We start from the raw sequence: 13,580 nt of genomic DNA, 5'->3' as shown, positions 1-13,580 counted from the left end.
TCACAGCTCACTGATCTACGGGCAAGCCACTTGGGACTTCTGCGGGAACGCCAAGACGCCCCTTTGCGGCCTCTTCATCGGTGAGCGCGTGCAAGAAGGCAACAATGTCAGCCACTTCCGCGGCCGTAAGCGAGACCGGGTCGAGATCCACAGCGGCTATCAACGCGGCGCGCTCTGCCGCGTTGTCCTGGATCGTCCAGTCCTGGGCGCCTTCCAGTTGGGGTAGTACGGCTTGCGATTTGGAATAGCTGCTCAAGGATTGCTCTGGCGACAGATGATGCCACACGATGTCCTCGAGGGTCGCAAAGGCCCCTGAATGCCCATAGGGCGCAGTTTGACCCACATTGCGCAAAGACGGCGTGCGGAAGGCAAAAGCATCCTCCGCTCGGCCCGTCACGCGGATACGGCCCTCGTCCCGACTATGAGTTTCAAAGCGCGCAGCCTTGCCCGGCCCGATCTGAGGCACGGCCAAGGCGTGAAAACCGTGGTCCGTCTGGAACCACCCAGTATGGCACTGGCTACAGTCCGCCGCGCCATAAAACAGCTCCATCCCGCGTTTGGCCGCTTTGGGCAGATCCCCCTGCCCCAGCATGTATGCGTCAAATGGGCTCATATCCGCGCGCCATTCAAAGCGAATGAAATCGGCAAGAACATTGCCAATGTCGGCAAAGGTAATGGGCGTGCCCTCGCCCAAGACCTCGTCAAATGCGACGCGATAGGCCGGAATCGCCTCCACCCGCGCCGCGATTCTGTCCCAGGCCCCGCCCGGTGTTGAAAGCTGGCCCAGCCGCACCGCCTGCGCCACTTCGTTTTCTGAATAATGCCCGGCCATCTCGTCTGCGGAGAGCACCGGAAACATGGCCTGCGCGGCGAGCGCGTCATCAAACCCCGCAACCATATCTTCTCCCAAGGGGGTGCGGATGCCACCGGGATGATCGGGGTGGTCCTCGAGCCGACCGTCATGAAACATCACCGTGAATTCGGGCGCACCAAGATTCCAGAGCCCCGGCGCATTACGGGGAATGCGTTGCTCGGGCAGGTTGGCTGGATCTGGTTTTCGGTCCGGGCCAAGGCCGATGCCCCCCTCGCCCAACCCCAGCGATAGCCCATCTCCTGTTCCAAGGCGTGGGTGATGACAGGTGGAACAGGCGATATTGCGATTGCCAGACAGGATAGGATCGTAAAATAGCAGCTGCCCCAGCTCGACCGCAGCCATGTCCGGGGCGGGAAACGCTGGGCGCGGGCCAAGGTCTGGGCGGCTCTGCGCCTGCGTGGCTGAGGCGCCCATGAGTGTCAGCAATATAAACCAGCGCATCAGATCCTCCCAAACTCAAGGCGCAGACGTTGCCGGTAGGGCCGTTCCGGCGTTGCGATCATGCTTGGAAACTGCGGCAGGTTTACCGCGTTGGCATAGCCCTGTGGCTCAATACAGACGCCCATGTCGGACCCGATCCGCTGTCCCGGCAAAGCGCCGGGCTGTTCTGGCAGAGCGCTGGCCGTGTAGATCTGCGCGCAGGGCTGATCGCTGATCACCCGCATCTGCAGACCGTCCGGCGCAATGAGAGAGGCTACTGGCTGCTCCGGGTCGCGACACTCATCAAACACCACGGCCACGTCACTGCCTTTGGTCTGCGGATCAAGTTCCGCAAAGCTGCGCCCCAAACGGAAATCATGGTGACACCCGTCAAGCGCCAAAAGCCTGCCATCTGGAACATTTGCATCGTCCAGTCCGAGATAGCTTGTGGCATCAACCTGCAATCGATGCTCCCGGATCGACTGAGCGCCCCCCATGAGGTTGTAATAATTGTGCTGAGCAAGGCTGAATGGCGTTGGCGCCGTTACTTCGGCCGTGAGGTCATAGACAACCGCCTGTGCCTCAAGCATTACCGTGAGGGTTATCTCGGCTGCACCGGGAAAACCACCCTCGCCTTCGGGCGAGTGATAGCGCAGTCGAGCCGTGTTTTCTGACAGGACCTCAAGGTTCCAGAACACATGACACAGCCCGTTGGCACCACCGTGCAGGAGGGTATCGCCTTCGTTGGGATTGAGCTGAAACCTCTGCCTGCCGAGTGTGAAACGGGCGTTCTTGATCCGTCCGGCGACGCGGCCTGCGATTACACCGAGGTAGCCGGGGTTGAGCAGATAGTCTGCTGGGTCCTGAAAGCCGAGAATGAGCGGACGGTTCTCCTCCAGAAGGCGTAGATCGCGGGTCACGGCCCCAAAGTTCAACAGACTGATGGAAAGCCCGGCGCTTTGCAGTCGAGCTTCCTTCAGCGTATGTCCGCGATGGAGACCATGCTCCACGATCTGCGCATCTTTCATTCAGACAAACCGGTTGATGAGGTTCTCAAGATATTCCTGCCGCCCGGAGCGCGGCTTGGGATTGATATCTTCGGCCTCGACACGCTTTGCAATCTCATCAAGCGAGAGTTTGCCCGCCAGCATGTCCTGCGCCGGATCGGTCTGCCAGCCTGCATAGCGGTCGGTAACAAATTGATCCAAGGTACCGTCCTCGATCATAGCCGCAGCCGCCTTGAAGCCACGCGCACAGATGTCCATGCCGCCGATATGCGCCATCAAGAGATCCTCGGCATCGATGGACTGACGGCGCAGCTTGGCATCAAAGTTGGTGCCCCCTGTCGTGAACCCGCCATGCTTCAGGATGTGGTAATAGGCCAGCGCCACCTCGGGCGTATTGTTGGGGAACTGATCTGTATCCCAGCCCGACTGGTAATCATTGCGGTTCATATCGATCGAGCCAAAAATGCCCAGCGCTTGCGCCGTTGCGATTTCGTGTTCAAACGAATGGCCCGCAAGAATCGCATGCCCCTGTTCGAGATTGAGCTTCACCTCGTTTTCAAGCCCGTGACGCTTGAGGAAACCGTAAACGGTGGCCGCGTCGTAATCGTACTGATGTTTGGAGGGCTCCTGCGGCTTGGGTTCCACAAGGATCGCGCCTTTGAAGCCAATCTTATGCTTATACTCGACCACCATGTTGAGCATCCGGCCCATTTGCTGATCTTCCTGTGCGAGGTCGGTGTTCAGCAACGTCTCATAGCCTTCGCGACCGCCCCAGAGCACATAGTTCTCGCCGCCCAAACGGTGGGTGGCATCCATGCAGGTTTTGATCGTCGCCGCCGAAAACGCAAAGACGTCCGGATCCGGGTTGGTCGACGCCCCAGACATGTAGCGGGCGTTTGAAAAGAGGTTCGCGGTGCCCCAGAGGAGCTTCACGCCGGTCTCTTCCTGCTTCTGCGCGAAGTAGTCGACGATCTCGTTGAGATTGCGTGTGTTTTCCGCAAAGTTCGCCCCTTCAGGCCGCACGTCCGCATCGTGGAAGCAGTAGTAGGGCGACTGCAGCAGCGTGAACATCTCAAAGGCCACATCGGCCTTGAGCTTGGCGGCGTGCATCGTGTCCTTGAACCAAGGGCGATCAAAGGTCTGACCACCAAACGGATCACCGCCCGGCCACACAAAGTTGTGCCAGTAGCAGGTTGCAAACCGCAGATGCTCTTCCATCCGCTTACCGAGGATCACCTCGTCGGGATTGTAATGTCGAAACGCCAGCGGGTTGGTGCTGTCTGCCCCTTCGAACGTGATCTTGGAAACATCGCCAAAAAAACCAGTGGTCATGTCATGAGTGCCTTCATGTTAGGATAAAGCGCGCGATACCGGGCATATGACGTATCATAGGCCTCGATGAGATCACTGCGCGGATCAATAGTGTGAGAGATGGGCGGCGCGCGCATAACGGTCGCCAGATCGGCGCCGGTCGCTGTCATAGCCAGACGTGCCGCGCCCAATGCGGCACCAAATTCGCCTTTGTCGGGGATGTCGAGCGATACCCCAAGCACGGTTGCAAGGGTCTCGACCCAGTAGGGTGAACGGGTGCCGCCACCGACTGCCAGCAGTCGGGTGAACGACGTGTCGGTGCCCTTGAGCGCCTCTAGGCAATCGCGTAGGGCAAATGCCACGCCCTCCATCACTGCCTGTGTAAGCTCTGCCGGGCCGTCGCCTATATCCAGCCCCGCCAGTGTGGCGCGGATCTGCGCATCATTATGCGGCGTGCGTTCGCCGGACAGATACGGCAAAAAAGTAATGCTGGACGGTCCTTTGACCTCATTTGGCAAGCGCCCCGCGAGGGTCGCGGGGGTCTGACCCAAAGTGCGTGACAGCCAGTTTAGACAATCGGTCGCCGCGAGGATCACCCCCATCTGATACCAGGTCTGAGGCACCGCATGACAGAAGGTATGAACAGCAGATGCTGGGTCGGGTTTATAGGCCGACTTGGCTGCCAAGAGCACGCCGGAAGTGCCAAGGCTCACAAACCCCTCCCCCTCGCGAAAACAGCCCGCGCCACAGGCCGCAACGGCGTTATCTCCACCGCCACCTGCCACGACCACAGAGCCCTTGATGCCCCAATCGGCCCGAAGATCCGCGCGCAGCTCCCCGCCGGCTGCCGAGCCTTCGACCAGATCAGGCATCTGATCGCGGCGCATGCCTGAAGCCTCAAGCAGTGTCGGCGACCAGTCGCGCGCCCCCACATCGAGCCAGGATGTCCCCGCACTATCGGACATGTCCGAAATATAGGAACCAGTAAGCCAGAAGCGCAGATAATCCTTTGGCAAGAGAACCTTGGCGATTTGCGCGTAGATGTCTGGCTCGTGAGTTTTGACCCAAGCCAGCTTTGGCGCGGTAAAACCCGGAAAGACGATGTTGCCTGACAGATCCCGCACGCCCTCAGTGCCATCGAGTTCAGCAGCCTCTGTTGCAGAGCGCGTATCGTTCCACAAGATACAGGGGCGCAGAACCTTGCCATCCACGTCCAGAAGAGTCGCGCCATGCATATGGCCGCTGAGGCCGATGCCACGCAAGGCGGATATGGCTTCTGGATGCTCGCCTCTCAGCTCTGCAACCGCGCTCTGGCACGCAGTTATCCAGTCCTGCGGGTCCTGTTCGCTCCACCCGGTTTTCGGATGAGAGACTCCGTACGCCGCATCTGCCACGCCAATGACATTGCCGCCCTCATCGGCCAGCAATGCGCGCAGCCCCGACGTCCCCACGTCAAGACCCAAAAACATAGATGTCCTCCCAATCGCCACGCGCGCACAGCCAACGAGGGTCATGCACATATTTAATTCGGCTAGTAAAATAAAAACAGATACGTCATTCGCTGTCAATCTTTGCAACAATAAAACTCTCGCACCCTTCGAACACAGCGCCGATGGCAACCATCAGTGGCTCTGGTCCAGCTTGATCCGCCGCCCTCTGCCTGTTGAGTTCGCCCCTCAAAGAGCCTATGTCGGCATCAACCCATTTTCATCGCACGATCAGGGACCGCGCTGTGGCCACGCATCTTTACCAACACGATTTGCCAAATTCCCTCGATCTCGGACCTGTGGTGGCAATTGACTGCGAAACCATGGGGCTCAACCCTCATCGCGATCGTCTCTGCGTTGTGCAGATGTCGAGCGGTGACGGCGACGCGCATCTTGTGCAGATCGCAAAGGGGCAAACCGACGCTCCGAACCTGACCGCGATGCTTACCAACCCGGATGTGCTCAAGCTGTTTCACTACGGGCGCTTTGACATCGCGGCACTATACCATCGCTTTGGAGCGCTGGCGGCGCCGGTCTATTGCACCAAGATCGCCAGCCGTCTGGTGCGCACCTATACGGATCGTCACGGGTTGAAAAACCTGACCCAAGACCTGCTCGGCCAAGACATCTCCAAACAGCAGCAAATGAGCGACTGGGGCGCGGAAACACTCACGCGGGCGCAAATGGATTATGCCGCCTCGGACGTTCTACATCTGCACCGATTGCGCGACGCCCTTGATCAACGCCTTGTGCGCGAGGGGCGTAGCGACCTTGCCCAGGCCTGTTTTGACTTTCTACCGACACGGGCGCGACTGGATTTGGCCGGCTGGCCAGACACCGATATTTTCGCCCATTCCTGACATCACCCAGCCGTGACTTTGCCCTGAAGACACGCAATGACATAGAAGATACAAGAGAAAGGAGACACCGCAATGGATCGCTATTCCCGCGTCGTCTCTTATCTCAAAGTGGCGCTGCCACTCACGGCCTTGGCGCTCTTGTCGACATTGTTCCTGATCTCACACAACATCAATACGGACCCCTCGATCCCGTTTGCCGAGATCGAACTGGAAAACAGGCTGCGCGGCCAACAGGTTACTGCACCGTTTTTCACCGGCACCACGGCCACCGGACAGGAGATCACGATTGCTGCAACGAAAGCGCTTCCGGGCGGTGATGGCGAAGGGGCTTCGGCAAGTGATCTCGAGGCAGAAATCCTCACCACCGAGGGACGCCGCATCTTATTGCTCTCGGATCGGGGCTCTATTCGACCGGACCAAGACCTTGCCGTCCTGGTGGGCAATGTCCGTATTATCACGGCAGATGGCACCCGCGTGGAGTCCGAGCGCCTCAACGCAGAGCTCAGTGGACTTCAGGTGGTCAGCCCCGGCCCGGTCACCGCACAAGGGCCAATGGGCGATTTTAGCGCCGGGACAATGCGGATCTTCACGGATTCGAAGAACGCCCCGGTACATATAGAGTTCACGGAAGGCGTAAAGCTGGTGTACGATCCTGCAAAAATAGAAAGATAACCCGTGCGACGACTGACATTTGTTATTCTTCTTGGTTTGATTTGCATCTTGCATGCCCCATCCGCCGCAATGGCGCAGGGGACAGGCGTGTCCTTTGGGGTGCTGCAAACGGACACTTCGCAGCCCGTTGATATTGCCTCTGACAATATGAGCGTCAATCAAGAAGATGGCTCTGCGTTGCTGACAGGCAATGTGCTGATTATCCAGGGCGAAATGCGCCTGAGTGCGGACAACGTGCTTGTGGTCCGGCGCACTGAAGGCAACGGGATCGAACGCCTAGAGGCGCGCGGCAACGTTCTGCTCGTAAGTGGCGAGGATGCTGCCGAGGCGCGCGAGGCGGATTACACCATTCAGAGTGGTACCGTGGTGATGCGTGGCAATGTGCTTTTGACGCAGCAGGGCAGTACCCTTGGCGCAGAGCAGATGACGGTCAATATGACCACCGGGAATGCCACGCTGAGCGGCCGCGTGCGCACCACCCTGCCGGGCAGTGGCGGCAACTGATGGCAAAACCAAAACTAGAAGTCACCTCCGGCTCGTCGGGTCTGCGCATTGAGAAGATGCGCAAAAGCTATCGCAAACGTGTGGTGATCCGTGACGTCTCGATGGAACTGAACCGCGGTGAGGTCGTGGCCTTGCTGGGGCCAAACGGCTCGGGCAAGACCACGAGTTTTTATACCATTGCCGGGCTGGTTTTCCCCGAAGCTGGGCGCGTCACACTGGACGGGCAGAATGTCACCTCGCTGCCGATGTATCGCCGCGCCCGACTGGGTATCGGCTATCTGCCCCAGGAAATGTCGATTTTTCGCGGCCTTTCCGTCGAGGACAACATCTCGGCCGTTCTGGATATTGCCGTTTCTGACGATCACAAACGTCGCGAGCGCCTAGAAGAGCTGCTGTCGGATTTTTCGATCGAGCATCTGCGCCGCGCACCCGCGCTGGCGCTGTCCGGTGGCGAACGGCGCCGGGTCGAGATCGCGCGTTGTCTCGCGGCCGATCCCAAATATCTTCTGCTGGATGAACCCTTTGCAGGTGTTGATCCAATCTCTGTTGGCGACATCCGCAACCTCGTTGCAGACTTGAAGAACCGCGGCATTGGCGTCCTCATTACGGACCACAATGTGCGCGAAACGCTCGAAATCGTGGACCGGGCCTATATCCTGCATGATGGGCAGGTCCTGATGTCCGGCAGCCCCTCGGAAGTGGTCGAGAACGAAAACGTCCGGCGGGTCTACCTCGGTGACAACTTCCGGATTTCCTGATCTCAGAGCCAGTCCTGCAGTGCAGGCGCATAGGCGTGGGCATAACCCTTGCGCGCGGAATGATTGGCAGGGGCTCGCCGATAAGTTGTCCCACACTTAAAAATGCAGTCTGAATTCCATTGACTCCGTCCGGGGTTTGGCATCGAATTGAAGTATGGCACATGTGCAAACCGCAGCAGTCTCCGCTTTGATCCCGCTTTCGGGATCCCGGTTTCTGCACATTGCATTTCGTGCCCATCCTTCCTGGCGATCCTGACATAGACCGTGCGAACATGCGCACTGTGCTGTGCGGACCCGGGCAAAACAAAAAGGAGATCACATGCGTTACAAAGTCAGCGGAAAACAGATCGACATCGGCGAATCTCTGCAAACCCACGTAGAGACTGAGTTGAGTGCGGTTCTGGAGAAATACGCAGGCCGACCGACCGATGCTCAGGTCGTTTTCTCCCGCAACGCGCATGAATTTGTCTGCGAAGCAATCGTGCACCTGTCTACCGGCCTGACATGTCAGGCCAAAGCCCATGCCACTGAGATCTATGCGTCTTTTGAAAGCTGCCTTGAAAAAATGGACAAGCAGCTGCGCCGTTACAAGCGGCGTCTTAAGGACCACCACCGTGATCGCGCCGAGCCGGTTGAACTTATGGGGGCGAGCTCGTATATCCTCGCGTCTGAAGAAGCGGAATCCGACCAGGAACCGGACTCGCTGCAGCCCATTATCGTGGCGGAGATGGAAACCAAGATCCCGTCTCTGTCGGTCGGTGAGGCCGTGATGCAGATGGAGCTTGCGGGCTCCCCGGTTCTCGTGTTCCGCAACGAAGGTAAAGACGGACTGAACGTGGTGTATCGGCGTGAAGATGGCAACATCGGCTGGATCGATCCCTGATTGAATTCCGAAGGGGCCGAGATAAGGCCCCTTCACCCCGAATGGAGCAGTGGCAATGCAGATTTCGAACATCCTCACGCAGGAGGCCGTCCGTGTTATCGGTGCGGCGTCGAGCAAAAAGCGCCTGTTTCAGGAAGTCGCCGAGGTCGCACAAACCGCCTATGGCCTGAAGGCATCGCTCACCGTTGAGGCATTGCTGGACCGCGAAAGCCTGGGTCCAACTGGCGTTGGCCATGGCGTAGCCCTGCCGCACGCTCGGCTGAGTGGCATTGACCGGGTGGTGGGTGTCTATGTCTCCTTGGAAAAGCCACTGGATTTCGGTGCCGTTGATCGCCAACCCGTCGACATCGTTTTTGCGCTTCTGGCGCCCGTTGATGCCGGCGTGGAACACTTGAAAGCATTGGCGCTGGTCTCTCGCACCCTGCGCGAGCAGAGCTTTTGCACCAAGCTGCGCGCAAACCCGGATACAGCGACCCTGTACACGATCCTGACCGAAAGCCAGTCTGTACAGGCGGCCTGAGCCCCGCGTTTCCTCGCATCCAAGCATTAGAAAACCCGAACTGACCTGCGCCGAGACCGGGCAGGATCAGGCGCTAGCGCTCGATCCTGGGCGACCAACTGTCAAAACCGAACGTCAAATAGTCGCGGGTGTAAATCGACCGGCACAGGACCTCGAGCGCGTCATCGTAAATCTCCGCCAGTGCGATCGGCTGATCCGCGGGCACAGGGGGAACCTCCGCCGGAGACATCCGACCCAGCTTGCGCGCAAGCCACGGTAGATCTGTTGCAAGATCCTCTTCACGCAGGATCAGATCCGGCGCACCCAACTCAGCAAACCCGCTGATGCTCTGCGCCTGACTTGCCCAGCGTGCATCCACCCGGATCGCGGTCTGACCCGCAAGGTTGGACTTGAGAAATGTCAAAAACTGCTCAAACGCCTGACGGTGTCTCTCGCGAGAATAGCCCACATCAATGCCATCTTGCGGAATATCCAGATGAAATTGGCGCCGCAACGTATTGCGGATATGCTTCATGCTTCCGGGCCCATTCGGCAGGATCTTGGTACAGAACACATGGTGCGCACGCGCCAATGGGTGACGCACAACCGTGAAACTGCGGTGCCCCGGATTCGCATGACGCCACTGGCGAAGCTGCTTTTGGTTCATGCCGGTGATCAACCCTTCGGCCGGGACTTTGTCGAGCCCCCCGATCCACTCGCTCACATGAGCCTCAAGCCCATTCCGCACTGGCATATAGAGGATCGGCGTCACCACTCCCGCAACGTATCCGGGAACGGCGGGACCGCGACGTGGCTCAAAATTCGGCGTGCGTGTGAGGTTGAACCGGTCCATCCCCGCAAGGGCCTCGGTCATCTCCTCGGGGTTTTCGACCTTGGCAATGACGGGCGCGGGGTTTTGACGTTTTAGACTGTCGTCCAGCGCATCAAGCCGCGCATCCACCCCTAGCCAAGTCGCCAAACCATTCATGACCTCAAGGCTCTGAAGATCCTCATAAGCGACATAAAAAGCCGTCTGCCCCGTGCGTTGCAATTGGTTCAAGACGGCGATCTGGAATTCTTGGAGGCCATCCACATGGGCGCCAAATTCCTCAGCATCAAAGACCGCCTTGGCCTCCTTGCGTCGCTTTACATTGGTCAGCTTCCACTGCCCGGTCGTCCGAGCGATCTTCCACGATACATAGCTGTCGAGCGGGTTCCGGGTCAGAATGATCTTGGCAACCTGCGGGTCGTTCAGGATCCTTTCAAGGATCCGGGGATCATGGTCATGGAAATAGCGAAAGCCGCACAGCCCCTCCGCCGCGTGGATCGCGTCCACGAGCGCATGCGGATCGTCATCGCGTGCTTCTCTGGAAACCTCGAAGATGGACTCTTGGTTTGGATAGCCAATGAAATGAGGATTAAACGCCTCTCCCAGACAGCTCACGCCTCTAAGAGCATTCAGATTGGCTTCGAGAAAGTTTGAGCCGGTGCGCATCTCTGCCAGCACCACGAAGGATGTGAAATCGGCGGACATCAGGGATTACTTCACGATATAGGTTTTGCGCGCCTGGCGCATGGGTTGCTTTGGCGCAGAGCGCGCGGGGAAATCCCCCATCAAATAGGGGTGCATCCCCTGATTTTTCAGATTTTGCAGGAACTGGCCAAACCCTGTGAGATCCACCATCTGCGGCGCTTCTAGTATATGGCTACGGGACATGGGACCGATCTCATCCACGATGGTTTGCAGGTTTTCCATCGGCGCCTCGATAAACTCCGCCATGCTCCAGACCCGGATCCGGGCATGGGTCCAGCGCCCTCGCAAGATCTTGAGATGCTCAGCCTCAATGCGCTGCAGCTTTGCCGCCTCGCGCCGAAGATCGCTAAAGCTTCGGTTAGTCTTAAACAGGGACACAGACCATGCCCCAGAGATCACCGAGATCTGCGCATTGCTGTCCTGCGCGATAAACCAGTTGATGCTCTGGGTGTCATGGGGTCCGAATTGGAAACACTGCCGCTCGCCGCGTGTGTTCCAGATCAGGTTCGACAGAAAGCTCTGGGGGTTTCGATCGCGCAGGAGCGCACTGTCGCTCAGACAGCCGTTGAACAGCCTCTGCTCCCCCGCGAATTCGGCCCGTTCAGGCGCAAAAAGATGGCCATGCACGCGCGCACCGGTTGCGCGCGCCAGCCAGCTTTCAAAATCCTCAAACAATTCGGAAAAACCTTGAAACACCGAATACGGCCCACAGGTCTGCTGGCTTTCGACTCCTTTGGCGGGAAAGCGGCTCTGCATGTAGAGCCCCTTGCGCCCTCGGATGCGCCGCTCCACCGCTTTGGCAAAAATCCTGTCGATCTTGCCCGGATTGGGCTCTGTGCGGTTGATGTCAGTGGCCGATGGGCACAGGAAGGCCTGATAGAGCCGCTCTGCATGCGGCCAGATCTTGCGCGCGACAAAACAGTCGGAACGCCGCAAGAGTTGCAGGTGATCGTCATAGAACACATGCGGTTTGCCCTGATAGTCGAACTTCGAAAGGGTCAGCGACCGGCTCTCGATATTGTCGGAATGGAGCCGGGCAAGCGTTTGATAGTAGCTCTCGTCCGGGATCCAGACGTGACGAAAATACGCGTCATACCGCGCTCTGTCGGCATCCGTGAGAATGGCCGTCAAAGTGCGTCGAGTAAGGCACCACCATTGGCTCCCCATGTGGGGGACCAATCCGGCCGGGATCCGACGTCGCAACTTCAGTTTCCGTTGCAGCCGGACATAGCGATCAAACAGCTTGCGGTGCCGTTTCCAGGAAAAGGGAAACCGCATCGTAAAGCGCTCGGTGCTGAGACCCCCAACGATCCAAGGGACATCCGAGGTTGTGGCGCTTTCGATGAAATCAATGTCGGGCCGAGCCGCGAGGTATGTTTGCAGCTCTTTCACCGGGCGCAACGGCAGGCAGGACCCGGAGGTCAGATAGATGTGGCTCACATCCGGGAACTCGGAGAGCATCAATTCAGACGCGCTTTGAGAGGCGGCCACAATGCCCCAGGTCCCCCATTCACATCTGTGGCGGCGCGAAAAGCGTACCAGGGGGTCGTCTTTCAGGCGCGCGCAGAACTCCTGAAACACCTGTTTGCTCACTTGCCGGTCTACATGCAGCACTACTGGGCAGCCCGCGGCGGTCCAGTGGCGCACGACCTGCTCGGCCCGCTCGAGGGCCGTATGCACCAACATGATCACGCCAACGTTGCTCATGCCCAGTTTCCTTTGGACATGAGGCCAAGAATCTCCAACTGGCGCCAGTTGATGTATTTCTCACTCCACTTGCACCAAAGCTCCGGACTGCTCTCGGCTTCTTTGACATAGGCCTGGTATTCGACCGACCCTGCATAATGTTCGCGCCGCTTCAACTCCTCTTCCGCCTTGGCCGGAAAAGTGTCGAGGAACTTCGTATGCATCAGGATCCCGCTGGCCTTCTCGCCACCATTGATTTCATAGACCTGATTGAGCCCGCGCGGCAAAAGCATGTGGGTGGAGCTGACGTAGGCATAGCGCCGATCCCACTTGACCAGAGGGATTTTATTGAGGGCAGGCGCCAGTTTGGGGCGGTCGGCAAAAAACACCCGCGCCCGAGGCCCGCCTTGGATCCACAAGTTACCATAGCGCTTGTTGCGCGTGATCGAATAGTTGCCGCTGTCAAACCACTGCGTGATCTCAAGGGGGTCCTGACCGGGCTTATACGGCACCTCATCCACACGACCTTTGGGATACATATCCAGCAGCATGGCCGAGAAACTGCGGATCTGAGAGCTGTCGAGCCAATCGGTCAGCGCCCGGATCGGACGCGTATCGCAGAACGGATAAACAAAAAGCTCATCCGCATCGACCACGAGACACCAGTGCCCGTGACCATATTTGCGCAGTAGGGCGTTGGCCCAGTCGACACCAAAGGTGGCGCGCTTATAGCTGCCTTGCGCGTTCCAGACCGATACATCCTGCAGGCCAGCCAAATAGCCCTGTGCCCCATCGGTGGATCCATTGTCGATGAACAGAAAGTGGTTCACCCCAAGGCTGCGGTAATACTGCAGAAAATAGGGCAGGCGGACCTGTTCATTACGAAAGGTGCAGACAAGGAGAATATCGCCCGGGCGGATGCGAGAGGTATTATTTTGCACGCAATGCAGGTTTCGGGACTTGCGCAACGCACGCAGGATCCGGCGCTTGCGCCTGATCCGCATCCGGTAAGAATCCCAAAGCCCCAAATCTGTGTCCCCGCTCTTCGGAGTCTGCCCCAAGACCCCGATACAGGCATGGCTCGC

Annotated in this window: 13 protein-coding genes; 6 read left to right on the top strand and 7 right to left on the bottom strand. The window is 58.5% G+C overall.

Features of this window, described 5'->3' with window-relative positions:
- Positions 1–7: 7 nt before the first annotated feature.
- Genes TM1040_RS04445 through xylB form a run of 4 tightly spaced genes read right to left on the bottom strand, consistent with a single transcriptional unit; the run spans position 8 to position 5,081 of the window.
- On the bottom strand, positions 8–1,315 hold the full coding sequence (locus TM1040_RS04445) for a cytochrome-c peroxidase (protein ID WP_011537402.1): 1,308 nt from the start codon (positions 1,313–1,315) through the stop codon (positions 8–10).
- Positions 1,315–2,322: an aldose epimerase family protein gene (locus TM1040_RS04440; RefSeq protein ID WP_011537401.1), complete on the bottom strand. Its 1,008-nt coding sequence runs from the start codon at positions 2,320–2,322 to the stop codon at positions 1,315–1,317. Before TM1040_RS04440 ends, TM1040_RS04445 begins: the two co-directional genes overlap by 1 nt.
- Positions 2,323–3,633 carry a xylose isomerase gene (xylA, locus tag TM1040_RS04435; RefSeq protein WP_011537400.1) on the bottom strand — a complete coding sequence of 437 codons (1,311 nt, stop codon included), beginning with the start codon at positions 3,631–3,633 and terminating at the stop codon, positions 2,323–2,325.
- Entirely contained in the window at positions 3,630–5,081 is a 1,452-nt protein-coding gene (gene xylB, locus TM1040_RS04430; protein ID WP_011537399.1) for a xylulokinase, read from the bottom strand. Before xylB ends, xylA begins: the two co-directional genes overlap by 4 nt.
- Positions 5,082–5,344: 263 nt before the next feature.
- Here xylB and TM1040_RS04425 point away from each other — a divergent pair, with 263 nt between their 5' ends.
- The 6 genes from TM1040_RS04425 (at position 5,345) to TM1040_RS04400 (ending at position 9,296) form a co-directional block, all read left to right on the top strand.
- Entirely contained in the window at positions 5,345–5,959 is a 615-nt protein-coding gene (locus TM1040_RS04425; protein ID WP_011537398.1) for a ribonuclease D, read from the top strand.
- A 72-nt stretch (positions 5,960–6,031) separates the two neighbouring features.
- Positions 6,032–6,631, top strand: a complete 600-nt coding sequence (lptC, locus tag TM1040_RS04420; RefSeq protein WP_011537397.1) for an LPS export ABC transporter periplasmic protein LptC — start codon at positions 6,032–6,034, stop codon at positions 6,629–6,631.
- A 3-nt stretch (positions 6,632–6,634) separates the two neighbouring features.
- Entirely contained in the window at positions 6,635–7,135 is a 501-nt protein-coding gene (gene lptA, locus TM1040_RS04415; protein ID WP_044026627.1) for a lipopolysaccharide transport periplasmic protein LptA, read from the top strand.
- Positions 7,135–7,893, top strand: coding sequence for an LPS export ABC transporter ATP-binding protein (gene lptB, locus TM1040_RS04410; protein ID WP_011537395.1), 759 nt, complete (start codon positions 7,135–7,137; stop codon positions 7,891–7,893). The genes lptA and lptB overlap by 1 nt, the downstream gene beginning before the upstream one ends.
- A gap of 319 nt (positions 7,894–8,212) precedes the next feature.
- Positions 8,213–8,776, top strand: coding sequence for a ribosome hibernation-promoting factor, HPF/YfiA family (gene hpf, locus TM1040_RS04405; RefSeq protein ID WP_011537393.1), 564 nt, complete (start codon positions 8,213–8,215; stop codon positions 8,774–8,776).
- Between the two features lie 55 nt (positions 8,777–8,831).
- Positions 8,832–9,296: a PTS sugar transporter subunit IIA gene (locus TM1040_RS04400; protein ID WP_011537392.1), complete on the top strand. Its 465-nt coding sequence runs from the start codon at positions 8,832–8,834 to the stop codon at positions 9,294–9,296.
- Positions 9,297–9,369: 73 nt separating this feature from the next.
- On the opposite strand, the gene TM1040_RS04395 is transcribed toward TM1040_RS04400, so the two are convergent.
- The 3 genes from TM1040_RS04395 to TM1040_RS04385 are packed head-to-tail and all read right to left on the bottom strand — an operon-like array spanning position 9,370 to position 13,499.
- Positions 9,370–10,809 carry a sulfotransferase family 2 domain-containing protein gene (locus TM1040_RS04395; RefSeq protein ID WP_011537391.1) on the bottom strand — a complete coding sequence of 480 codons (1,440 nt, stop codon included), beginning with the start codon at positions 10,807–10,809 and terminating at the stop codon, positions 9,370–9,372.
- 6 nt (positions 10,810–10,815) lie between these two features.
- Entirely contained in the window at positions 10,816–12,516 is a 1,701-nt protein-coding gene (locus TM1040_RS04390) for a beta-1,6-N-acetylglucosaminyltransferase (RefSeq protein ID WP_011537390.1), read from the bottom strand.
- Positions 12,513–13,499, bottom strand: coding sequence for a glycosyltransferase family 2 protein (locus tag TM1040_RS04385; RefSeq protein WP_011537389.1), 987 nt, complete (start codon positions 13,497–13,499; stop codon positions 12,513–12,515). Before TM1040_RS04385 ends, TM1040_RS04390 begins: the two co-directional genes overlap by 4 nt.
- Positions 13,500–13,580: the final 81 nt, after the last annotated feature.

The organism is Ruegeria sp. TM1040 (assembly GCF_000014065.1).
In the GTDB taxonomy this organism is placed as follows: Bacteria; Pseudomonadota; Alphaproteobacteria; order Rhodobacterales; family Rhodobacteraceae; genus Epibacterium.
Note: the sequence above shows the minus strand (reverse complement) of the source record. Positions and strands in the feature narration are given on the sequence as shown.

Coding starts and splice junctions, on each gene's coding strand:
- TM1040_RS04445 (WP_011537402.1), bottom strand. CDS start 1,315: ATGCGCTGGTTTATATTGCTGACACTCATGGGCGCCTCAGCCACGCAG.
- TM1040_RS04440 (WP_011537401.1), bottom strand. CDS start 2,322: ATGAAAGATGCGCAGATCGTGGAGCATGGTCTCCATCGCGGACATACG.
- xylA (WP_011537400.1), bottom strand. CDS start 3,633: ATGACCACTGGTTTTTTTGGCGATGTTTCCAAGATCACGTTCGAAGGG.
- xylB (WP_011537399.1), bottom strand. CDS start 5,081: ATGTTTTTGGGTCTTGACGTGGGGACGTCGGGGCTGCGCGCATTGCTG.
- lptC (WP_011537397.1), top strand. CDS start 6,032: ATGGATCGCTATTCCCGCGTCGTCTCTTATCTCAAAGTGGCGCTGCCA.
- lptB (WP_011537395.1), top strand. CDS start 7,135: ATGGCAAAACCAAAACTAGAAGTCACCTCCGGCTCGTCGGGTCTGCGC.
- hpf (WP_011537393.1), top strand. CDS start 8,213: ATGCGTTACAAAGTCAGCGGAAAACAGATCGACATCGGCGAATCTCTG.
- TM1040_RS04400 (WP_011537392.1), top strand. CDS start 8,832: ATGCAGATTTCGAACATCCTCACGCAGGAGGCCGTCCGTGTTATCGGT.
- TM1040_RS04395 (WP_011537391.1), bottom strand. CDS start 10,809: ATGTCCGCCGATTTCACATCCTTCGTGGTGCTGGCAGAGATGCGCACC.
- TM1040_RS04390 (WP_011537390.1), bottom strand. CDS start 12,516: ATGAGCAACGTTGGCGTGATCATGTTGGTGCATACGGCCCTCGAGCGG.
- TM1040_RS04385 (WP_011537389.1), bottom strand. CDS start 13,499: ATGCGGATCAGGCGCAAGCGCCGGATCCTGCGTGCGTTGCGCAAGTCC.